The 20768-nt window shown below is 56.7% G+C and carries 20 protein-coding genes; 9 read left to right on the top strand and 11 right to left on the bottom strand.

Going from position 1 to position 20768, the window contains the following annotated elements; all coding sequences use genetic code 11:
* Positions 1 to 3: 3 nt before the first annotated feature.
* Together DC3_RS10960 and DC3_RS10955 are read right to left on the bottom strand one after the other, a co-directional pair.
* Positions 4 to 657: a hypothetical protein gene (locus DC3_RS10960; protein ID WP_146884403.1), complete on the bottom strand. Its 654-nt coding sequence runs from the start codon at positions 655 to 657 to the stop codon at positions 4 to 6.
* Positions 650 to 1417, bottom strand: a complete 768-nt coding sequence (locus DC3_RS10955; RefSeq protein WP_146884402.1) for an ATP-binding cassette domain-containing protein — start codon at positions 1415 to 1417, stop codon at positions 650 to 652. The genes DC3_RS10960 and DC3_RS10955 overlap by 8 nt, the downstream gene beginning before the upstream one ends.
* A 212-nt stretch (positions 1418 to 1629) precedes the next feature.
* On the opposite strand from DC3_RS10955, the gene DC3_RS10950 reads away from it, so the two are divergent.
* From DC3_RS10950 to DC3_RS10940, 3 genes are all read left to right on the top strand, one after another.
* Positions 1630 to 2823 carry a vWA domain-containing protein gene (locus DC3_RS10950; protein WP_146884401.1) on the top strand — a complete coding sequence of 398 codons (1194 nt, stop codon included), beginning with the start codon at positions 1630 to 1632 and terminating at the stop codon, positions 2821 to 2823.
* A 208-nt stretch (positions 2824 to 3031) separates the two neighbouring features.
* Positions 3032 to 3934, top strand: a complete 903-nt coding sequence (locus DC3_RS10945) for an ABC transporter ATP-binding protein (protein ID WP_146884400.1) — start codon at positions 3032 to 3034, stop codon at positions 3932 to 3934.
* Positions 3906 to 5372, top strand: a complete 1467-nt coding sequence (locus tag DC3_RS10940) for a hypothetical protein (protein WP_146884399.1) — start codon at positions 3906 to 3908, stop codon at positions 5370 to 5372. Before DC3_RS10945 ends, DC3_RS10940 begins: the two co-directional genes overlap by 29 nt.
* A gap of 43 nt (positions 5373 to 5415) precedes the next feature.
* Here DC3_RS10940 and DC3_RS10935 read toward each other — a convergent pair whose 3' ends face one another.
* From DC3_RS10935 to dnaK, 4 genes are all read right to left on the bottom strand, one after another.
* Positions 5416 to 6249, bottom strand: a complete 834-nt coding sequence (locus DC3_RS10935) for an alpha/beta hydrolase family protein (protein WP_146884398.1) — start codon at positions 6247 to 6249, stop codon at positions 5416 to 5418.
* A 199-nt stretch (positions 6250 to 6448) separates the two neighbouring features.
* Positions 6449 to 7360: a DnaJ C-terminal domain-containing protein gene (locus DC3_RS10930; protein ID WP_146884397.1), complete on the bottom strand. Its 912-nt coding sequence runs from the start codon at positions 7358 to 7360 to the stop codon at positions 6449 to 6451.
* Between the two features lie 76 nt (positions 7361 to 7436).
* Positions 7437 to 8015, bottom strand: a complete 579-nt coding sequence (locus DC3_RS10925) for a nucleotide exchange factor GrpE (protein ID WP_146884396.1) — start codon at positions 8013 to 8015, stop codon at positions 7437 to 7439.
* An 80-nt stretch (positions 8016 to 8095) separates the two neighbouring features.
* Entirely contained in the window at positions 8096 to 9988 is a 1893-nt protein-coding gene (gene dnaK, locus DC3_RS10920) for a molecular chaperone DnaK (RefSeq protein WP_146884395.1), read from the bottom strand.
* A 211-nt stretch (positions 9989 to 10199) separates the two neighbouring features.
* Between dnaK and ftsH the strand changes: the two genes are divergently transcribed.
* The 6 genes from ftsH (at position 10200) to DC3_RS10890 (ending at position 16558) form a co-directional block, all read left to right on the top strand.
* Positions 10200 to 12074: an ATP-dependent zinc metalloprotease FtsH gene (gene ftsH, locus DC3_RS10915; RefSeq protein WP_186815968.1), complete on the top strand. Its 1875-nt coding sequence runs from the start codon at positions 10200 to 10202 to the stop codon at positions 12072 to 12074.
* Positions 12075 to 12301: 227 nt separating this feature from the next.
* Positions 12302 to 12871, top strand: coding sequence for a xanthine phosphoribosyltransferase (xpt, locus tag DC3_RS10910; protein ID WP_146884394.1), 570 nt, complete (start codon positions 12302 to 12304; stop codon positions 12869 to 12871).
* A gap of 96 nt (positions 12872 to 12967) precedes the next feature.
* Complete coding sequence (locus DC3_RS10905; RefSeq protein WP_186815967.1) at positions 12968 to 13966, top strand: NAD-dependent epimerase/dehydratase family protein; 999 nt, start codon at positions 12968 to 12970, stop codon at positions 13964 to 13966.
* Positions 13909 to 14829 (top strand): MerR family transcriptional regulator, encoded by a 921-nt coding sequence (locus tag DC3_RS10900; RefSeq protein ID WP_146884392.1) that lies wholly within the window; start codon positions 13909 to 13911, stop codon positions 14827 to 14829. The genes DC3_RS10905 and DC3_RS10900 overlap by 58 nt, the downstream gene beginning before the upstream one ends.
* 56 nt (positions 14830 to 14885) lie before the next feature.
* Positions 14886 to 15680, top strand: coding sequence for a hypothetical protein (locus DC3_RS10895; RefSeq protein ID WP_146884391.1), 795 nt, complete (start codon positions 14886 to 14888; stop codon positions 15678 to 15680).
* Positions 15681 to 15856: 176 nt separating this feature from the next.
* On the top strand, positions 15857 to 16558 hold the full coding sequence (locus DC3_RS10890; RefSeq protein WP_146884390.1) for an alpha/beta hydrolase: 702 nt from the start codon (positions 15857 to 15859) through the stop codon (positions 16556 to 16558).
* On the opposite strand, the gene DC3_RS10885 is transcribed toward DC3_RS10890, so the two are convergent.
* The 5 genes from DC3_RS10885 to DC3_RS10865 all read right to left on the bottom strand — a co-directional run bounded on the left by DC3_RS10885 (position 16559) and on the right by DC3_RS10865 (position 20718).
* The gene (locus DC3_RS10885; protein ID WP_146884389.1) at positions 16559 to 16765 is read right to left on the bottom strand and encodes a hypothetical protein; all 207 of its coding nucleotides are present in this window, start codon (positions 16763 to 16765) and stop codon (positions 16559 to 16561) included.
* A 71-nt stretch (positions 16766 to 16836) separates the two neighbouring features.
* On the bottom strand, positions 16837 to 17286 hold the full coding sequence (locus DC3_RS10880; RefSeq protein WP_146884388.1) for a hypothetical protein: 450 nt from the start codon (positions 17284 to 17286) through the stop codon (positions 16837 to 16839).
* A 230-nt stretch (positions 17287 to 17516) separates the two neighbouring features.
* On the bottom strand, positions 17517 to 18416 hold the full coding sequence (locus DC3_RS10875; RefSeq protein ID WP_222594742.1) for a carbohydrate ABC transporter permease: 900 nt from the start codon (positions 18414 to 18416) through the stop codon (positions 17517 to 17519).
* Positions 18400 to 19284, bottom strand: a complete 885-nt coding sequence (locus DC3_RS10870; protein ID WP_146884387.1) for a carbohydrate ABC transporter permease — start codon at positions 19282 to 19284, stop codon at positions 18400 to 18402. Before DC3_RS10870 ends, DC3_RS10875 begins: the two co-directional genes overlap by 17 nt.
* A gap of 216 nt (positions 19285 to 19500) precedes the next feature.
* The gene (locus DC3_RS10865; protein WP_146884386.1) at positions 19501 to 20718 is read right to left on the bottom strand and encodes an ABC transporter substrate-binding protein; all 1218 of its coding nucleotides are present in this window, start codon (positions 20716 to 20718) and stop codon (positions 19501 to 19503) included.
* Positions 20719 to 20768 lie beyond the last annotated feature (50 nt).

The following is a 20768-nucleotide window of genomic DNA, read 5'->3' as shown; positions in this document are numbered from 1 at the left end:
TGTTCAATCCATCAGAATGTTTTTGCGTCTTGTGAAGTGCCGGAGGCTCCACAGCAGCAGGGCAGAGTACAGCAGGGTTTTGGGAATGGCGATCAGGAGGGTGTTCGCATCTCCGGCAAAAAAGGGCAGCAGTTGCCCCACCTGAGAGCGTGAGCCCAGAAAATAACACCCCAGGATCAGCAGGACACCCAGGCCAAAGGTGGAGTTGATGGCTTTTGCTCCCTGATTGAGGCTCAGGTGTTTTCTGTAAAGCAGCACAGAAAACAGGTTGCTGCACAAAAAGGCCATCAGGATCAGATGAGGGAGACTGGTGGGCAATGTCTGGCTCTGGACACTGTAGCGCAGGATCAGGGGCAGATACAGCAGGGTGGTGAGCACCGTGGTGGCAAGGTTCTGACCCAGAGCAATGGTGGTGGTGCCCAGTTCTGCACGCAGAATGCGCGGCAGGCTTCCCCTGAAACGGCTCGTCAGACGGGATGCGAGCAGCAAACTGGTCAGGCAGAACATCAGGCTCAGTTGCTCCTGGAACATCAGGGGGTCCTGGGAAGGGTCACTGAGCGTGAAGGCCAGAAAGGCAATCAAGATTTCCATCACGCAGAAGGTGCGCAGGTAATACTCGTGCAGCATCAGGCGCACCAGAAGCAGCATTTTACCCATGCTGGTCTCCGTACAGCCGCTCATAATCGATGCTGTTTTCCATGCCGAGCAGCCTCTGTGGGTCGATGTCTCCCCTCTGGTGGTAAGGGCGGGTGGTGGTGACGATGGCATTTCCATGTTGTTCTTTCAGATGCACATCCACATATTTAAAAATATCGATGGGGTGCAGGGTGTGGTTCTGAAGGGCGAGGTAGGCAGTGCTGGTGGTCAGCAGGTCATCCAGGCGGTGGGAGATCATGAAAGCGTGACGGTCTGCAAAGTGGGTTTTGAAATAAGCCAGAACCTGGTTGCGGGCACCATCATCCAGACCCACGGTGGCTTCATCCATGATCAAGATCCGGGCCTGCTCTTTGGCCAGTCCCTGAATCCAGTTGAGTTTTTGCAGCATTCCGTAGGAGAGGTCACGCATGGGGCTGCGGAAGGCATCAAAATGCAGCTGTTCTGCAATCTGCAGCATGCACTTCAGGCTGAGTCCACGAATGCCAGCCATGTAGCGTAAAAACTCCTGCACCCGTATGTCCAGTCCGAAACTCAGGCTCTCTGGGATGTAGGAAATGCAGGAGGGCATCAGGGGCTTGCCGTCGAACAGGATGCGACCCTGGGAAGGGTGCAGTTCACCCAGCAGGAGTTTGACCAGGGTGGATTTTCCACTGCCATTGCGCCCGATCAGGCCATACGTGTTCTGGGGCAGGGCCAGTTGCATGTCTTGAAAGATGACCTGACGGTCAAATGAAAAAGTAAGGTGTTCAAATTCCAGCATTGTGCACTCCTCCAGAGGGAACACCGTGGGGGTTTCCAGTCCTGAATCTTACTTTGAGTGTGGGGCAGAGAAAAGCAGATCGTCCAGAGCAGGAAAGACATCCCATGACCCTGCTTGCTTTGGTTGGCCTGGAACCGTGAGGGGTGATTACGCTATAACACAAAAACAATGCAAAGAATTCTGTTCGTGCTAAAATAAACCAGAGGACACCCATGACCACAAACCATTCAAATTCCGTTTCAAACCCGGACAACGCAAACCGCCTGGAACGCTGGAGACTGATCCTGGGAGGGCAACAGGACGGCACAGGCTGCAAACTTCAGGGTGAAGCCCTGCGCATGGATAAAGCGCTTGAAGCCCTCTATGACTCGGACCGCTCGGGAGGTCTGGGGTCCAGTGCCCCCAAAGCTGCAGCGTGGCTCGGAGACATCCGCAAATTTTTCCCCAGCAGTGTGGTGAAAGTCATGCAGAAAGACGCCTTCGAGCGTCTGGGCATGGAACGCATGCTGCTGGAACCCGAATTCATGGAAAACGTGGAGCCAAATGTGCATCTGGCGGCCACCCTGATCAGTCTGCAGTCCGTGATGCCCAACAAGGTGAAAGACACTGCCCGTCTGGTGGTTCGCAAGGTCGTGGATGATCTGGAGCGCAAACTGGCCGAGCCCATGCGGGAGGCCATCACTGGAAGCCTGAACCGGGCCATCCGCAACAACCGTCCAAAGCACAGCGAGATGGACTGGAACCGCACCATCCGGGCGAACCTCAAGCACTACCAGCAGGATTACAAGAGCATCATTCCAGAGCGCAGAATTGGCTTTGGCCGCAAGAAATCTGCCCTCAGGGACATTGTGCTGTGCATTGACCAGTCGGGCAGCATGGGCACTTCGGTGGTGTATTCCAGCATCTTTGGTGCGGTGATGGCTTCCATCAAGTCTGTCAGCACCAAAATGGTGGTGTTCGACACCGAGATCGTGGACCTCTCCGACCAGCTTTCGGACCCTGTGGAGGTGCTTTTCGGAATTCAACTCGGTGGGGGCACCGACATCAACAAGGCACTTGCTTACTGCGAAAAGCTGATCGAGCGGCCCGAAGAAACCATCCTGATCCTGATCAGCGACCTTTACGAAGGGGGAGACCAGAAAGCCATGATCCGCCGCGCAGGCCACCTGAAAGCCTCTGGGGTGCAGGTGGTGGCATTGCTCGCCCTCAACGACGACGGTCAACCTGGCTTTGACCACCGTGTGGCAGAGGCCTTTGCAGGTTTTGACATTCCCAGCTTTGCCTGCACCCCGGACCAGTTTCCGGACCTGATGGCCACAGCGATCCAGCGCAGACCGATCTCTGAGTGGGCAGCAAGCCAGAACATTGTGCTGGCAGGCGGAGCAAAGCCTGCTGGGACACTCTGAAAAAATCCTGCAGACATTTCCAAATCAACGGTGCCAGACGCCTTCAGAAATTCAGAGGCGTCTGGCTTCTCTTTTTGTCCCTGATTCCCATCTCCTCCTTTTGGATGAAGTCCTGCTCCTCCATGTGCAGTACATTTGGCAATCATGAGGGCCAGAACGCTGCGGCCCTTCTTTGAGACCACCGCACATTCATCCAGGAGCAATGAACATGGACCTGAGCATTGAGCACCTCACCCACCGTTATTCGAAAGAGAAAATCGCCCTGCAGGATGTGAACCTCCATCTGCAACCCGGAATCACGGGTCTGCTGGGACCCAACGGGGCAGGAAAATCCAGCCTGATTCGCATTCTGGCCACCCTCACCCGGCCCACCCGGGGAAAGCTGCTCTGGAACGGGGAGGACATCACCGGGCGGCCGCAGGTGCTGCGTTCCCGTCTGGGTTACCTGCCCCAGGACTTCAATGCCTACCCCAACCTCAGTCCACTGGAGTTTCTGGATTATGTGGCTGCCCTGAAAAACATCCCGTCCCTGAAAGCCAGAAAGCAGGCACTGGAGTTGCTGGACGCCCTGAACCTCTCCAGTGCCCTGCACCGTCCCATTGGTGATTTCTCCGGTGGGATGCGGCAACGGGTGGGGATTGCCCAGGCCCTGCTTGGAGAACCGGACCTCCTGATCCTCGATGAGCCCACCGTGGGCCTTGATCCAGAAGAACGGGTGCGTTTCCGACAACTGCTGCTCTCCATGGCAAAAGAACGCATCATCCTGATTTCCACCCACATTGTGTCGGATCTGGAGTCCGCAGCCCGTCAGGTGATTCTGCTCTCAGCAGGACAGGTGGTGTTCCAGAACGACACCAGGGCTTTGCAGGACAGCATGAAAGGCAAGGTCTGGCAGCATCTGGTCCCCGAAGCGGAACTTCAGCACCTGCAACGCAAATGGGTCATCAGTGCCAGCGTGCAGCAGGCAGATGGCGTCCTGGTGCGAATGCTCGGTACCACGCCCCCTCACCCCGATGCACAGCCTGTAACCCCCTCCCTGGAAGACGCCTACCTGTTCCACACCCGCAAGGAGGAGGTGTTCCATGCGCAGCTTGCGCCTCGCCTCGGCTGACCTGAAAGACCGCCTGCGCAGCCCTCACATGATTCTGGCCCTGCTGGTGATGGTGATCCTGACGGGCTATTACCTGCCGGATTCACAGGCCACTTATGTCACCCTGACCACCATGAACACCCGTGGCATCTACAACTCTGCCTGGGTGGGGGTGGTGGTCGCCATTCTGGGTTCGATGCTCTTCATTCTGCCCGGGTTTTATCTGGTGAAAAATGCCCTGGACCGGGACCACCGACTGGGCCTCTGGCAACTCACCCTGAGCAGTCCCATCCAGAAATTCACCTACCTGTGCTCGAAAGCCTTCAGCAACTTTGCCCTGCTGTCCTTTCTGACCCTGATTGTGGCCATCACTGCCCTCCCACTGCAGCTTTTTCGTGGTGAGGCCACCGGCATTGATGCAGCACAGCTCTTTTTGCCCACCCTGTTCATCACCCTGCCCAGCATGTTTCTGGTGAGCTGCCTTGCCGTGTTCTTCGAGGCTGCACGGGGCCTGCGAGGAGGTGCAGGGAACCTTGTGTTTTTCTTCCTGTGGACGGCCCTGGTGATTCCCAGTCTGGCCATCACCAGCGATTTTCCTGACCCTCTGGGGGTTGCTGCTGTCCTGAAAGACATCCTTTACGGCATCAGCAACCAGCCCAACTTGCAGGAGGTCAACATTGGGGTCGCGGACAACCTGAACATCCACACCTTCACCTGGACCGGGTTTGACTGGACCCCTGCATACCTGCTGGGTCGTCTGGGATGGATGCTGGCAGGCATTCTGCTGCTGGGCTGGGGCGCAGCCCTCTATCAGGTTCCCCACAAAACCCAGCACAGAACTGTTTCTGCTGTCCAGAAGCTGGTCAAAGACCTGCGGCCCATGCCCGCATGGCTGAACGTGCTCAGGCTTGAATTGAGGATTGCCCTGAAAGGCATCCCACCAGTGCTGATGGTGCTGGCAGCAGCGTTGTGGGCTGCAGGCTTTGTTTTCCCAGAAGTGATGCTCCCCCTGCTGCTGATTGCTCCAGTGCTGGTGCTCTCCAGGCTGGGAAGCAGTGCCCATGCCCATCAGCTGACAGGTGTGCTTTTCACCACCCTGAATGGAGAGAAATTGCTGTTCTCAAAATGGTGCACCGCTTTCCTGATTGGGGCTGCCCTGTGCAGCAGCGTGTTCCTGCGCCTGCTGCTGACCGGACAGGTGCTGGAAGCCCTGGCTGTCCTGACCGCAGTCCTGTTCACCGCCACCCTTGCGGTGGCTCTGGGAGCCATCAGCCAGAACCACACCCTCTTCGAAGTGTTCTACTTTGTGCTGTGGTACCTGGGGGCCTTCAACCACTGGGGCGTGCTGGACTTCACTGCTGTGTCCTCCATCCCGTTGGTGCTTCTTTTCAGTGGAGGTCTGCTCGTGTTCTCCCACACCCTGCAGATGCACCGCCTGAGGGCTGGACTGCTGCGCTGATCCAGAGGGAAAATAAAAGAAGGACGCCTCTGGCGTCCTTCTTTTATTTTCTGCTGGCTTCCAGCGGTTTTGGTGCAGGCATGGGCTGCAGGTGCTTCAGAAATCCGAGGATGTCCCGTGCAGTGTCAGGGTCCCAGCGGTTCATGTGCAGGTGGCCTCCTGGCAGTTGCAGCATCACACTGCTGGGGTTTTTGCCATGAAGCTCAAAGAACTTCTCTCCATTGTCCTCAAAGGGAACCGTTCTGTCGTCCTTGCTGCCAATCACCATGACCGGGACATTGCCTGAAAAAGCCCCGGTCATGGGATCATGGACCTGCCCGACAACTGCCCCATCTGGCTGTTCATAGGCCACCTTGATCTCCTGCACCCGTTTTGGATCGGAGGCTTCATAACCCAGCATGTTGACCCGCGCATCAATCAGGATCAGGGCAGAGACGGGATACAGCTGTTTCTGCACACTCAGGGTGGCTGGGACCCCTCCCATGCTGTACCCCATCGCAAAGGTCTTGCCACCAAAGTTGAACTTCCTGCGGGCTTCCTCCCAGACGTTTTTCAGGTACAGCAGGGCTTTTTCGTTGCCCCAGGTGTTGGGGCCAGCGTCATTGCTGATCAGCACCGCAACCCCGTTCTCCACGAAAGTCTCAAAGAAAGCCATCAGGTGCGGTTTTTGCAGGGTGGCATCAGAGGTGTTGCCTCTGGAGTGGGACACCACCATCATGCTGCAGGCTTTGCTTTTGCAGCTGTGCGGAATCCACAGGTAAGCGTCGCCCTCAGCATGGGGAAGCCGCATCAGGGCACCTGCCCCCTCCGGGGCAAAACGGTTTGCCTGGGCTGTTGCCAGCAGAGACAGCGAGAGGAAAATCAGGCCAGCCTTCATCAAGGGGGTAGTGTATCAGGCATGGGCTGTCAAAAATATGAAAACTCAAGGGGGTGTCTATGTTAAATGGATTTCATGAATGCTGGATGGTGGGCGTTTGAGATTGCTGGGGGGCAGATTCCACTGCTTCTCAATGCGTTCGAAGCTGTCCCCCTTAACGAAGGGGGACAGTGCCAGGCGAAGCGATGCACAGGGGGATCTAACCCCTCAGCGATTCCAGTTCCTGATACAGCTCCCGTTCCCGGTCACTGAGTTCCCTGGGCACCTGAATCTGAATGGTGACCAGCTGGTCTCCGGTGTGGTCCCTGTGTTTCCAGCCCAGACCCCGCAGGCGCAGGGTTTTGCCGCTGCTGGTGCCAGCCGGAATGGTCAGTTCCACGTTCCCTTTGAGGGTGGGGACTTTCCATTTGCCTCCCAGCACAGCAACCGTCACGGGCACAGCCACACTGACCCGCACGTCGTTTTCATCCAGCGTGAAGGTGGAATCCGGGTTCACATCCAGACGCAGGATGATGTCCCCTCCACCTGGAGCCTGACCCCTCAGACGAAGCTTCTGGTGGTGGCGGGTGTAGGGAGGAATGTTGATTTCCAGACGTTTTCCATCGATCTGGATGGTTTTGGGACCTCCAGTGTAGGCTTCCTGAAAGGAGATGTTCAGGCTGGCCTGCAGGTTGTGGGCCTGGGGTTCAGGTTGCCCCTGAAATCCCCCTCCGAACATGTCACCGAAGGGAAAGCCACCGGAGCGTGAGCTTCCTCCGCGTCCTCCCATGCCTCCCATTCCGAACAGCTGCTGGAAGAAATCACTGAACTGGCTGGGATCAAACCCTGCCGCTCCACCCTGGAAATCCTGAGGGTTGAAGCCGCCACCAGGGTAACCCCCTGGAGGAACCTGTCCGGTGGCCCCGAACTGGTCGTAATACCTGCGTTTCTCGGCATCGGAGAGGACCGCGTAGGCTTCACCGATTTCCTTGAATTTGTCTGCAGCACCGGGATCATCCTTGTTTTTGTCCGGGTGGTATTTTTTCGCCAGTTTGCGGTAGGCAGATTTGATTTCATCTTCGGAGGCGGTCTTGCTCACCCCGAGGATGTCGTAATAGTCCTTATAGGCCATGACTCACCTCCTTGTGAGAAGGGCGAGCCATCGGCCCGCCCCTACAGTGTGTATGGATGGGCCGATGGCTCAGCCGTTATTTCTTGCTGACCACCACGCGGGCAGGACGGATCAGGCGGCTTCCAATCTTGAAGCCGGTCTGGTACACCTGCACGATCACATCGTCCTGTTCGCCAGGAACCACGGTGAGGGCTTCGTGGAAATTGGGGTCAAACTGCTCCCCTTCTTTGCCGGTCTGTTCCAGACCCAGTTTTTCAAAGGAACGCAGCAGGTTGTTCAGCACGCCTTGCAGACCTCCAATCACACTGTCCGGGTTCTGCTGTGCAGCCTGCAGTGCACGATCCAGATCGTCGTGGATGGGGAAGAGGACTTCTGCGGCTTTGGCCACCCCTGCTCCCTGGGCGTCCAGCACATCCTGATTGGTACGCCGACGGTAATTCTCGAAGTCGGCAAGCAGACGGGCGTATTTGCCTTTCAGGTCGTTCACTTCTTTTTCGAGCTCATCGGCACGCTGGAGTTGCTCCATCATCTTCTGGACGCCAGCCATCATTTCAGGGTCAAGGTTGTCGGGATCAAAACCACTGGTGGTGTCGGTGTCATTGTCATCCACCTGATCTTCGGTCAGGTGCTGGTCTTTCAGGTTCTCTTCGCTCATTGCACGCTCCTTGTCACGGTTGTTGTTAAAAAAGGGCGAGGCATGCCTCGCCCCTACAGGGTGTCATTGTACAGATGGAATCAGTCTGCAGGTTTGAAGTCGGCGTCGATCACGTCTTCATCGGCTTTCTGGTTGCCCTGGGGCTGTGCGCCCTGACCTTCCTGGCCCTGTGCAGGCTGACCGGCAGCAGCAAGGTCGCGGATGGCCCCTTCCAGACGGTTCTTGATGTCGTCCAGTTTGCTGTTGTCGGCGTCATCACGGATGGCCTGTTCGGCTTCATCGGCGATGCCCTTGACCTTGTCTTTCAGGTCCTGGGGAGCAGAGGCGTAGTCGTCAATGGCTCCGAGGGCCTGAATGCGCACGCTGTCCAGGGTGTTTTTCTTCTCAGTGCGTTCTTTGCGCTGCTTGTCAGCGTTGGCGTTCTGCTCGGCTTCGCGCACCATGCGGTCCACTTCGCCCTTGTCCAGGGTGGTGGTGTTCTCGATGCGGATGCTGGACTCCTTGCCGCTGGATTTCTCGCGGGCAGTCACGTGCAGAATGCCGTTGGCGTCGATGTCGAAGGTCACTTCGATCTGGGGCTGACCGGCACGCATGGGGGGAATGCCTTCGAGTTTGAAGCGACCCAGAGATTTGTTGTCGGCGGCCATGGGGCGCTCACCTTGCAGCACGTTGATTTCCACGCCAGGCTGGTTGTTTTCAGCGGTGGTGAAGACTTCGGTCTTCTTGGCGGGAACGGTGGTGTTGCGGGTGATCAGGGGGGCAATCATGCCACCTTTGACTTCCACACCCAGGGTGAGGGGGGTGACGTCCACCAGCACGATGTCTCCGAGGGAGGAGTCACCGGTGATGATTCCGGCCTGCACGGCAGCACCCAGCGCAACGGCCTCATCGGGGTTGACGCTCTCGTTGGGTTCTTTGCCCATGATGTCACGCACGATGCGTTTCACAGCGGGGATGCGGGTGGAACCCCCGACCAGAATCACTTCGTTGATGTCGCTGGCGCTCAGTTTGGCGTCACGCAGGGCCTGGGTCACAGGGTCTTTCACGCGGCGGAGCAGGTCAGCGGTCAGCTCTTCAAACTTGGCACGGGACAGGCTGCGCTCCAGGTGAAGGGGGGTGCGGGTCTCGGGGTCGAAGGTGATGAAGGGCAGGGACAGGGTGGTTTCGGTGGCGCTGGACAGCTCGATCTTGGCTTTTTCGGCGCTTTCGATCAGGCGCTGCAGGGCCTGGGGGTCTTTGGTGAGGTCGAAGTTGTGCTCTTTTTTGAATTCGGCCACCAGCCAGTTCACGATGGCGTGGTCGAAGTCGGCACCCCCGAGGTGGGTGTCCCCGCTGGTGGATTTCACTTCGAAGACCCCATCACCGAGTTCCAGGATGGTCACGTCGAAGGTCCCGCCCCCAAGGTCGAACACCAGCACGGTTTCGTTGCCTTTTTTCTCCAGACCGTAGGCCAGGGCAGCAGCGGTGGGCTCATTGATCACGCGGAGCACGTTGAGGCCTGCGATTTCACCGGCCTGGCGGGTGGCTTCACGCTGGCTGTTGTCGAAGTATGCGGGCACGGTGATGACCACATCTTTGATCTTGGTGCCGACCTTGGCGCTGGCATCATCCACAAGTTTGCGTAGCACTTCTGCAGAGACCTGCTCGGGGGCAAGGTCCTTGCCATTCACTTCAATTCGGACGGAGCCACCGGGGCCTTCTTTGACCTTGAAGGGGCTGCGTTTGGCTTCTTCTTTGACTTCATCCCAGCGGCGACCGATGAAGCGTTTGACTTCAAAGAGGGTGGCGTGGGGGTTCAGTGCGGCCTGACGCTTGGCGATCTGGCCGACCAGACGGTCCTCGCCTTTGTAAGCCACCACGGAGGGGGTGGTGCGGGCGCCTTCTGCGTTCACGATGACTTCGGGCTTGCCACCCTCCATGACGGAGATGACAGAGTTGGTGGTTCCCAGGTCGATTCCTACTGCTCTAGGCATGTTCAAGCTCCTTTACAGTGCTTTGGTGTTTTTTCTTCCAGCAAGCCATAAACAGGCTTGTTACAATGATCATCATAACGGTGAATGTAAGCTTTGTCAATAGACTTGAGTCAATAACACTCAGGAATTGTAACGAAAAAGTCACGAGGTTAAAGGATCTTTGTGAGGAAGGTTCATAGCTTTGTAAGGAAAACGTGCCTAAAATAAGAACATGAACCTCAGGGGACTCAATTATTGGTGGGTGTTTCTGGTGGTGGCCATCCTCGCGATCATGATCAGCGTGGCGGTCCGCAACACCCCGAGCAGTGCAGTCAGCATTGGCGAATTCCAGAAGCAGTTGCAGAGCCAGAACATCCAGTCGGTCACCCTGATTCCAGAAGGTGCAACCACTGAGGCTCAGGCCACCCTCAAAGACGGCAAGACCGTCATCACCGTTCGCACCCTCAACAACGATCCCATGCTCAGCACCCGTGCCCTGCAGGAATACGGTGTGAACATCAACATCCAGCCCCTCAGCAACTTCAACTGGTGGAACCTGATCCTGCCCCTCACCTCGGTGGGTGTGTTCATCCTGCTGATCCTCTGGATGAACCGCAGCGTCCGGGCCAACTCAGACGCTGGCGTGACCCAGTTCAGCAAGTCCCGTGCGCACGTATTGACTGAAGGCAGCATCAAACTGACCTTCAGTGATGTGGCCGGCTGTGAAGAAGCCAAATACGAACTCCAGGAAGTCGTTGAGTTCTTAAGGAACCCCGAACGCTTCCACGCTTTGGGGGCCAGAATCCCCCACGGCATTTTGTTGGTGGGTCCTCCCGGAAGTGGGAAAACCCTCCTCGCCAAAGCGGTCGCAGGCGAAGCCAGAGTACCCTTCTTCTCGATCAGTGGCTCTGACTTCGTGGAGATGTTCGTCGGGGTGGGTGCCGCAAGGGTGCGGGACCTCTTCGAGCAGGCCAAGAAAGCCGCCCCCTGCATCGTCTTCATTGACGAAATTGACGCCGTGGGCCGCAAAAGAGGACTCAACGTCGGTGGGGGCAACGACGAAAGAGAGCAAACCCTCAACCAGCTTCTGGTCGAGATGGATGGTTTCGAAAGCAAGCACGACATCATCATCCTGGCCGCCACCAACCGCCCGGACGTGCTGGACAACGCCCTGCTGCGTCCTGGCCGTTTTGACCGTCAGGTGGTGGTGGATGCCCCAGACGTGAAGGGCAGAGAGCAGATTCTGAGGATTCACGCTCGCAAGAAGCCGCTGGACCCCAGTGTGGACCTGCATGTGGTGGCGACCCGCACCCCAGGCATGGTGGGAGCGGATCTGGAGAACCTCTTGAATGAAGCTGCGTTGATCACGGCTCGTGCAGGTCGGAAGCGGATCAACATGAAGGACATCGATGAGGCGGCAGATCGGGTGGTGATGGGTCCCGCAAGAAAATCCCGGGTCATTTCCGATAAAGACAAGAAGGTCACGGCTTACCACGAGGTGGGGCATGCACTGGCCGCAGAGAAACTGCCCAATGCAGACCGGGTCCATAAACTGACCATCGTACCGAGAGGCCGTGCTGCAGGGTACATGATGCCCATGCCCGAAGACCGCATGCACTACAGTCAAGGGGTCTTGGAGGACATGATCGCTGTTGCGCTCGCTGGACAGGTGGCAGAGGAGATCATCTTTGGTGAGATCACCACAGGGGCTTCGAGTGACTTCCAGAAGGCAACGAACATTGCCCGGAAGATGGTCACCGAATGGGGCATGAGTCCCCTGCTGGGCAAGATCGCCCATCAGGTCGAGAACGAAACCTACCTCGGCGGTTATCAGGATGCCAAAAACTACTCTGAAGAAACCGCACGCCAGATCGACCATGAAGTGAAACGCATCATCGACACCCAGTACGGCAAGATCAAAGTGATCCTTGAAGAGTACAAACCCGTGATGCACACGGTGGTGGAAACCCTGATGACCCGGGAGACCCTGTCGGGTGAGGAGTTCCGCATCCTCCTCAAAGGCGGTCAACTCCCCGACGAAGAAGACGACTCTGGCAAGGAAAGCAATCCTCCTTTCACCCCCAAATTGAATCCCGGTGGCGTGTAACTCCCCACCCCACCGCGAGCTTCGCCCGGTCCTCCCCTGTCAGGGGAGGATTTTTTTGTCACAGCTTTCTTTTCTGGGTTTTGTTGAGAGGGCTGGCAATAGAGGGCGAGCCGACGGCTCGCCCCTACAATCCCCATGTGACTTCCAGTCGAGCAAGGCAATAGGGTTTACATTCACCTTCTGTCTTCTGCCCTCAGCCTTCTGCCCTCAGCCTTATACTGTTCAAGATGCAGAGCCTCAAAGACCGTATTCTCAGTGAAGGCCAGAGCCTCGGGAGTGGCATCCTCAAGGTGGATGCGTTCATCAACCACCAGCTGGACCCGCAACTCACCCGTGAAATGGGCGAGCATTTTGCCGCGCACTTTCAGGATTACGGGGCGACCCGCATTCTGACGGCAGAAGTGAGTGGGATTGCCCCTGCATATGCGACAGGCCTGGTGATGAACCTTCCGGTGGTGTATGCCCGCAAGAAGAAGCCTGTGACCATGAATGGCACCACCTATCAGGCGAGTGCGGTGAGCCGCACCAAGGGGGATGTGGTGACCCTGAGTGTCAGTTCGGATTACATTGCCCCAGAAGACCGGGTGCTGATCATTGATGACTTCCTGGCCCGTGGGGTGACCATCAAGGCCCTGGTGGACATCGTGGAGCAGGCCGGAGCCCAGCTTGTGGGGATCGGGACCATCATCGAGAAGAGTTTTGAAGGGGGGCGCACCTTGCTGGAGAGCCTGGGCATTGAGATCTACAGTCTGGCGATCATTGACAGCCTGGATGATGGAAAAATCAAGGTCCGGTGAACTTTCGGAAAGCTGGCAGGAGGGTCAAGGCCCTCCTGTTTTTGATGGTGGAGGATGCTCACCGAAATGTGCACAGTGGGACTGTACACTTCTAACATGACCATTCTGGTGACTGGTGGGACCGGATTCGTGGGTGGGGCACTGGTGCAACACCTCCTGAAAGACCATCGCAGCATTCGGGTGCTGGCCCGCACCCCTGAAAAAGCACACCCCCTGAAGGCCCTCGGGGTCGAGGTGGTGAAGGGGGATGTGCTGGACGCTGCAAGCGTGAAGTCGGCCATGCGGGGGGTGGACGTCCTGTACCATGTGGCCGCAGTCTATGACATGTGGATGCCGAACAAATCCGACATCATCCGCATCGCTGTGGAAGGCACAAAAAATGTGCTGCAGGCCGCCCTGGACGCCGGGGTCAAAAGGGTGGTCTACACCAGCAGTTACAACACCATCGGTGAGGCCCCAGGGACAGTGGGCACCGAAGAGACCGTGCATCGGGGTTACCATTACGCCGTGTATGAACAGGCCAAGGTGGAATCTGAACGGGTGGCCCTTTCATTTGTTCAGAAGGGCCTTCCTGTGGTGATTGTGAATCCCGGGAATGTGTATGGTCCAGGGGATTTCAAGCCCACAGGGCAGCTTTTGCTGCAGATCCTGAAAGGCCAGTTGCCGGGTGTGGTGGATGGCACCTACAACTATGTCTACATTGATGATGTGGCAAGAGGGCACATCCTGGCCGCAGAAAAAGGACAGGTGGGGGAACGTTACCTGCTGTCTGGCCCGGCCATGCGGGTGAAAGACTACATGAATCTGGGCCGCAAACTGATGGGCATGGGACCGGTGATGGAGTTGCCTTATCACCTCACCCTGGGGCTGGGGTACCTGCTGGAAGGCCTGTCCAAAATCACCCGGAGGCCGCCCTGGGTTCCCGTGGACATGGTGCGGATCAGCAGACATGGGATTCATACAGATGGTTCAAAAGCCGTGCGTGAACTGGGCCTGGAGTACACCCCTGTGGAGGTGGGCCTGCCCAGAACCCTGGAATGGTACCACCGCCAGGGCATCCTGAAAAAAGCGCCGCTGCAAAGGGTGGACCTCTGAAACCAGACCTGCACACGCCCAAGCTGTCCATCGGGAAGTTCTCGCAACTGACCCGCATCTCGGTGCGGTCCTTGCGGTTTTATGATCAGGTGGGGCTTTTTCGACCTCTTTACACCGATCCAGACACAGGTTATCGCTACTACCAGCCCGAACAGTTCGAGATGGCCGAACGCATCCGCATGTTGCGTTCCCTGGAGCTTTCTCTGGAGGACATCCGGCAGATTCTGGCCAGTGACAGTCCAGAGCTGACGAAAGAGATTCTGGAAAAGCACCGCAAGCACATCATGGGCCAGATCCAGACCCATCAGCGCATTTTGCAGCAACTGGATCAGGTGTCTCTGGAAAAACAGAATTACCCTGTGGAGCAGGTTTTTTTGCAGGACCGGACCCTGATTGCCTACTCCACCATTTCAGGCCTGAAAGACATCGAGCGTTACCGTCTGGAGGCCATCGAAAAACTCTCACCCATGTCCAGTGGGCCCTCAGGAAGCCTTTTTGCCATTCAGAAAAATGCACTGGACCCCGAGCGCATGCAGGGCCTGCTGGAACACCAGCGGGTCCTCAATCCCAGGGCTTTTGAGGTGACCTTTGGAATGCAGGTGCAGGAAGCCACGGGGTCTGTTCGACTGCCGCTCCATCATGCCATTCTGCCCGGTGGCCCTTACCTGAAAACCACCCACAATGGCCCTTATGAACCCCTGCACCTGGCCCATCAGGCGGTGGTGAAATCTGCCCAGCAACACGGACTGACTTTTGGCCCCATCTGTTTTGAGCATTTCGAGGTGGGCCCCTGGCATGAGACCGATCCGGCCATGTGGATCACCCATGTGTTCTATCAGGTGGAACCCCAAACCCTGCCCTGATGTCAGACCTGGGTGGGGCTTGAAGTCTCCAGCGTGTGAGGGTTTAAGGTGGGCACATGAACAAAGAGGAATTTCAGGCTTTCAAAGAGAGGCTGGCTGCCAGAACCGCAGAGCATCCAGACCTGATTGGACTGGTGTTTCTGGGATCTGCCTCGGACAGCAGCAGACAGGACCGCTGGAGCGACCACGATTTTTTTCTGATCTCGAAGGAAGGCCTGCAGCAGCATTTCCGTGAGGACCTCTCCTGGCTTCCTGAGGGTTTCAACATTGAGCTGGGATTTCAGGACACCGACCACGGGGTTCAGGTGATCAGTGACACGGGGCACCTGCTGGAATTTGCTGTGTTCAGTGAAGATGAACTCTACAGGTACGCACGGGTGAATGCCTACAGCCTGATGGTGGACAAAGGGAACCTCGCAGAGATCCTCAGGCATTGTGCCAGAGAGCAGGTGCCCCAGGAGAAGGACTTGCGGCACCATGTCGGGAAGGTGCTGACCTGCAGCATCATCTCGATGGGCCGTTACGCCAGGGGAGAGCGGGCCAGTGGCCGTGAAGTCTTTCTGAACGGGGTGCTGCGCAGTTTCATCTACATGTACAAGAACCTCCCCATCGTGGAAGGCCAGCCGAAACACCACCGCATGGACAACCTGGATGTGTTCCGCAGAATTGAAACCACCCACCCTGATCTGGGCAAACTTCTGGATGAATTTGAGGGGATGCCTGTTCCCAGAGCGTTGCAGAGGGTGCTGGAGATCCAGTTGCAGAGATGCGGTCACCTGCCCTGGTACCCGAAAGCGGCCCATCTGGCGGTGCAGGACAGGTTGCAGGATGCGTTGAAGATTTACATCTGAGGGCAGAAGGCTGAAGGTGAGACACGCAGAACGCAGAAGGGTATGGGACGACCATCTGTAGGGGCGGGCCGCTGGCTCGCCCGATTTGCAGAAAGCGAACCTGCGCAGGGGATTGCAATCAATATCGAAAAGCGATATCGTATTTCTATATCAAAATTCAACCCCTGAGGAGTCTTATGAAAAACTGGCTGACTCTTGCCCTGGCCTTTTGCTGCACTGCATCCGCCCTGGAATCCCACATGGTGAAGACCGATGAGGGCAGCAGCATTCACCTGAAGTATTACGCCCCCGAAGGGACCCCAAAAGCAGCCATTGTTCTGCTGCACAGTTTACGTGCGAACACCTGCGAATATGGCAACTTCCCTGAAAAACTGGCAGCAGAGGGTTTTGCCACCATTGCCGTGGACCTGCGCATTGGAGCCAGCAATGGCCTGTGCCAGAACCTCACAAAAGCCAGCAGCACGGACATTTTTGATGCTTTTGTGGATGTGGAAACAGCGGTTCGCTGGATTCAGCAGAAAACAGGACTCAAGAAGGTGATCCTCTCCGGGAGCAGCACTTCTGGAGCCATGGTGCTGGATTATGCCGGACTTCATCCAGATGAGGTGCAGGGAGTGGTCGCCTATTCTCCAGTGAGTCCTGATCTGGACCTCACGCAGGAGGTCATCAAATACGCCCCGAAAATTGCGGCCCCTGTGCTGATGATCATGCCAGAAAACGAAACAGGGTTTCCGGGGCAGTTGCTTCCGCTGATTGGCAGCACCCGCAAGGCCATGTACATTCCAAAAGTGGGCATTCACGGGGCGAGTGGACTCATCACCAGTGGCATGGCCGAGGATTACCAGAAGACCACCCTGGAGTTTCTGAACAGCCTCTGATCAGCGCACATTGCGCAGGTTGCGGCCACAGAAACAGCGGAATTTGGGGATGGGATCATGCCAGAAGCCGCCTTTCCAGAGTTTCCAGCCAAAAACAATGCCCAGGAAAGGTCGGGGTTTGCAATACACCATGTGCCCTCTCTGGCTCCACCGAAAACGCCATTGTCTGCCACAGGTGCAGTGAATGATGTTGCCCTGTTCTGCCATCTGCCTGATTCTACTTCCCCGTCAATGAAAAAGACCTGTCATTTTCAGACAGGTCTTTCTGGCACGCAGGTTCATTTGCTCTGCAGAATCACACCCTGATTGCGGGTGAACTGCTGGTAGGCTTCTGTTTCTGCGAAAACATCTTCGGCCTGCACATCGATCAGCAGGGCACCATTCTTGCGCAGCATGTCAATCTGGTGGGCCAGGGAACGCTTGGTTCCGGCATCCACCACACTGCCGATCACGGCCCCATTGACCATGCCCAGAATGGTGCTGATCAGCAGCAGGTTGCCCAGACTGCCCCCCACACTGAAAAATCCCACAAAACCGACCAGAAGGCCAACGATGGTGCCGATCAGCACGCCATACAGGATGGCAAATCCCACGTCCTGCTGGTGCAGTCGGGGATCGGTGACACTGAGTTTCCTGATGTTGATTTTCATCTGGGGGTTGCTTCCCAGGTGTTCAAGCGCATTTCTTGCTTTCTGTGGATCTGTGAACGCTGCACTGATGCGTCTCATGCATTCCTCCTGGCTCCAGAAGCCTTCCTATAACAAGCTACGGGCTGAGACTGAAGCGAAGTTGAAGCCCAGCTTGACCCTTTCTTTAGCTGTCTCTTAGAGCCTGTGAGGGTTGCGAAAGTTCCATCTTGTGGGTTCTGCAGTACAGTTTATAAAGCGAAAATAAAGACAGAACAGGTTTTCTGCCTGTTCTGTGAGAAGAGCTTGTTTTTAGAGGGTTCAAATGAAGGTCACTTGATGGACCCCATCGCCAGACCCCGGATGATCTGCCGCTGCAGAAACACGAACATCAGGACCATCGGGATGGTGGCAAGCACCGCAGCAGCCATGACCTGCTCCCACTCCACCGTGTAACGTCCCCCCACCAGACTGAACACCCGCATGGTGATGGTGGCATGTTCAGGGGTGCGCAGAACGAGGAAGGCCAGCACGAATTCATTCCAGCAGTAGATGAAGCTGAAAAGTGCAGCAATGGCTGTGGCAGGCAGGGCCAGAGGCAGGAAGATGGTGGTGAAACTCTGGAATCTGGAACACCCGTCAATCCAGGCGGCCTCTTCAAGTTCTCCAGGAATGGTGTTGAAGTAGCTCTGCAACATCCAGGTGCAAAACGCTATGTTGAAGGTGGCGTAAATCAGGATCAGGGGAGTGAAGCTGTCAATCAGTTTCAGGCTGGCAATCACCTTGAAGATCCCCACCGTGATGATGATCGGACTGACCATCTGGGTCACCAGCAGAAACTGCCTGAAAAATCCCGTAAAACGGCGAGAATGGTTGAAACGGCTCAGGCTGTAGGCGGCAGGAAAACTCACCAGCAAAGCCAGGAAGGTGGCAGCAAGCGTCACCCAGATGCTGTTCAGCATGTTCTGCCCGAAGCCCTGTGCCCACACTTTCGCAAAGTTCCCCCATTCGAGGTGGCTTCCAAACCAGGTGGGCGGGTTGCTGTACACCTCGGTGGGGGGTTTCAGGGCCGTGGTGATCATGACTGCGTAGGGAAACAGGGTCAGGATGACGATGGGACTGAGGATCAGCCAGTAGATCAGGCTGCGAAACGCTTTGGATTGCATCAGGTTGCTCCGGGATTTGACCTGGGGAATGGATGGGGTGGCAGGCGTCTTAAGCACGGACTTCATCCCCCTCTCTGGCAATGCGTGCATAGACCAGGCTGAAAATCAGGAGCAGGATCAGCATGATGATGCCCAGGGCTGCACCCTTGCCCGGATCTCCGAAGAATTTGGCACTGGTGGCTTTGTAGAGGTAGGTCACCAGCACATCGGTGGAATTCACCGGACCCCCCTCGGTGAGGACCCACAGGATCGGGAAGCTGTTGAACACGTAAATCACGTTCAGCACCACCGCAATGCTCACAAAGGGTTTCATCATCGGCAGGGTGATGTGCGTGAACATGATGCGTCCCGAGGCTCCATCCACCCGGGCCGCTTCATACACGTCTTTCGGCAGTGAACTCAGACCCCCGAGCAGCACAGTCACCGTAAAGGGAATGGACACCAGAATGCCGATCAGAATTGCCATTGGGAAACTGGTGCTGGATTCTGCAAGCCACTGGATGCGCTCACTGGTGATGCCCAGAGACTGCAGGGTGAGGTTGAGGAGGCCACTTTCACCGTTTAAAGCCCACCTCCACACCACTGCCATGATGGTCAGGGACACCGCCCAGGGCAGCAGGATGATGGTGCGGGCCACGGCCTGACCGTGAAAATCCTCGTTCAAAATCATGGCAATGGGAAAAGACAGCAGCACCGTGCCGCCCACCACACCCAGGGTCCACCAGAGGGTGCGCAGCAGGGCCGCACGGAAAAACTCATCCTGAAACAGGTTGACGTAGTTCTGAAAGAGGACAAAATCCCCGACGTTGAAAAACTTGTTGACGCTGTGCGTGCTGGTGTTCAGGAGTTCCAGCACCGGGTACCCCAGCACGATCAGGGCCATCAGCAGACTCGGGAAGAGCAGGGCCGTGGCGGAAAATTTTTCTTGTTTCATGTGGTGCTCCTGTAAAAAGAACCCGGGGCAGAGGGAGAAAGAAAGGTGGGATCTGCCCCGGGATGGGCCAGAACCTGAAAGGGGAGTTCCAGGTTCTGGCAGGAGAGAAAAGAAGAGGAGTGACAGAGAGGGTGGAGGAGTGTTGGGTGGATCAGGCAGCGAAGGTTTCTGTTCGCTTTGCTCAGGAGAAGGCAGGCCTTCCTTCTCCGAAAGCATTTACTTGATGACCTGGTTTGCCTCGCTGGCAGCACCGTTCAGCGCAGCCTTCACATCTTTCTGACCCAGGTAGATGCTCTGCAGCGCCCGGCTGGTGGCATCCGCGACTTTTTCCCAGTCAGCAATGTTGGGGGCAAATTTGGCGACGGGCAGCAGGTTGGTGAAGATCTTCAGCTGGGCGTTGTTGGTGAAGTAGGGGTCACTGGCCTCACCTTTGGCAATGGGCAGGAAGCCCTCGTTCTTGGTGAATTCGATGTGTTGTCTGGCATCAAGCACGTAGGCCATGAAGTCAAAGGCTTCCTTCTTGACTCTGGAGGTCTTGAAAAGGGCGATGGAGTCGGTCACCCCATAGGTGGCCTGTTTGGTGCCTTTGGGAATGGCGGTGATGCCGTAGTTCAGCTTGGGGGCTTCCTTGGCAATCTGTCCAATCAGGAAGGGGGCAGTGATCACGAAGCCCAGACGGCCCTGCTTGAAGAGGTCCTGCACGTTTTCGCGGCTGTATCCGGTCACGCCAGGCTGGGTGTACTTGTTGGTGATCAGGCTCTTGTAGAGGTTGGCGGCTTTCACGGCAGCTGCGGAGTTCACGCCGCTCTTGCCTCCGGACACCACATCCCCACCGTAGGACCACAGGGCGTAGTACCAGTAGGCGTCGGTTTCCACTTCTTTGCCCTGCAGACCGAAGCAGTAGGTGTCTTTGATGTTGGCAGCAACGATCTTTTTGCACACGCTCTGCAGCTCAGTCCAGGTCCTGGGTGGGTTTTTGACGCCAGCTTTGGCCAGCACGTCTTTGTTGTAGTACATGGCGCGGGCAGAGGCGGCCACAGGCAGGCCGTAAATCTTGCCCTGCAGTTTTCCGGGTTCCAGGAAGGCGTCAATGAAGCCGCCTTTGACGGTGGCACTCATGTAGCCATCCAGGGGTTCCACGATGTCGTTTTTCACGAAATCGGTGAGCCAGCGGGTCCCGATGATGGAGATGTCCGGTGCAGTGCCCCCGGCAATGTCGGTGGTCAGTTTATCGTAGAGGTTGTCCCAGTTGACAATTTCGAGTTTGATGTCCACGCCGGGGTGTGCTTTTTCGTAGCCTGCTTCCATTTTCTTGAAGAAGGGTTCGGTGGCAGCGCTGTAGTAGGGAATGACCACTTTCACGTCGGTGGCGAGGGCGGCGGTGCCGAGCAGGGTGGCGCTGAGGGCAATGAGCTTGACTGCAGATGCTTTCATGACTTCTCTCCTTGTTGAGCGGGGTGAACCAGAGGGATGGGTGACATGGG

It is taken from the genome of Deinococcus cellulosilyticus NBRC 106333 = KACC 11606 (assembly GCF_007990775.1).
In the GTDB taxonomy this organism is placed as follows: Bacteria; Deinococcota; Deinococci; order Deinococcales; family Deinococcaceae; genus Deinococcus_C; species Deinococcus_C cellulosilyticus.
The sequence above is the reverse complement of the archived record's forward strand: the minus strand, read 5'-3'. Positions and strand labels throughout refer to the sequence as shown.

Bases quoted from the DNA above. Each gene is read 5' to 3' on its own strand.
- DC3_RS10960 (WP_146884403.1), bottom strand. From the start codon at position 657: ATGGGTAAAATGCTGCTTCTGGTGCGCCTGATGCTGCACGAGTATTAC.
- DC3_RS10955 (WP_146884402.1), bottom strand. From the start codon at position 1,417: ATGCTGGAATTTGAACACCTTACTTTTTCATTTGACCGTCAGGTCATC.
- DC3_RS10950 (WP_146884401.1), top strand. From the start codon at position 1,630: ATGACCACAAACCATTCAAATTCCGTTTCAAACCCGGACAACGCAAAC.
- DC3_RS10945 (WP_146884400.1), top strand. From the start codon at position 3,032: ATGGACCTGAGCATTGAGCACCTCACCCACCGTTATTCGAAAGAGAAA.
- DC3_RS10940 (WP_146884399.1), top strand. From the start codon at position 3,906: ATGCGCAGCTTGCGCCTCGCCTCGGCTGACCTGAAAGACCGCCTGCGC.
- DC3_RS10935 (WP_146884398.1), bottom strand. From the start codon at position 6,249: ATGAAGGCTGGCCTGATTTTCCTCTCGCTGTCTCTGCTGGCAACAGCC.
- DC3_RS10930 (WP_146884397.1), bottom strand. From the start codon at position 7,360: ATGGCCTATAAGGACTATTACGACATCCTCGGGGTGAGCAAGACCGCC.
- DC3_RS10925 (WP_146884396.1), bottom strand. From the start codon at position 8,015: ATGAGCGAAGAGAACCTGAAAGACCAGCACCTGACCGAAGATCAGGTG.
- dnaK (WP_146884395.1), bottom strand. From the start codon at position 9,988: ATGCCTAGAGCAGTAGGAATCGACCTGGGAACCACCAACTCTGTCATC.
- ftsH (WP_186815968.1), top strand. From the start codon at position 10,200: ATGAACCTCAGGGGACTCAATTATTGGTGGGTGTTTCTGGTGGTGGCC.
- xpt (WP_146884394.1), top strand. From the start codon at position 12,302: ATGCAGAGCCTCAAAGACCGTATTCTCAGTGAAGGCCAGAGCCTCGGG.
- DC3_RS10905 (WP_186815967.1), top strand. From the start codon at position 12,968: ATGACCATTCTGGTGACTGGTGGGACCGGATTCGTGGGTGGGGCACTG.
- DC3_RS10900 (WP_146884392.1), top strand. From the start codon at position 13,909: ATGGTACCACCGCCAGGGCATCCTGAAAAAAGCGCCGCTGCAAAGGGT.
- DC3_RS10895 (WP_146884391.1), top strand. From the start codon at position 14,886: ATGAACAAAGAGGAATTTCAGGCTTTCAAAGAGAGGCTGGCTGCCAGA.
- DC3_RS10890 (WP_146884390.1), top strand. From the start codon at position 15,857: ATGAAAAACTGGCTGACTCTTGCCCTGGCCTTTTGCTGCACTGCATCC.
- DC3_RS10885 (WP_146884389.1), bottom strand. From the start codon at position 16,765: ATGGCAGAACAGGGCAACATCATTCACTGCACCTGTGGCAGACAATGG.
- DC3_RS10880 (WP_146884388.1), bottom strand. From the start codon at position 17,286: ATGAGACGCATCAGTGCAGCGTTCACAGATCCACAGAAAGCAAGAAAT.
- DC3_RS10875 (WP_222594742.1), bottom strand. From the start codon at position 18,416: ATGAAGTCCGTGCTTAAGACGCCTGCCACCCCATCCATTCCCCAGGTC.
- DC3_RS10870 (WP_146884387.1), bottom strand. From the start codon at position 19,284: ATGAAACAAGAAAAATTTTCCGCCACGGCCCTGCTCTTCCCGAGTCTG.
- DC3_RS10865 (WP_146884386.1), bottom strand. From the start codon at position 20,718: ATGAAAGCATCTGCAGTCAAGCTCATTGCCCTCAGCGCCACCCTGCTC.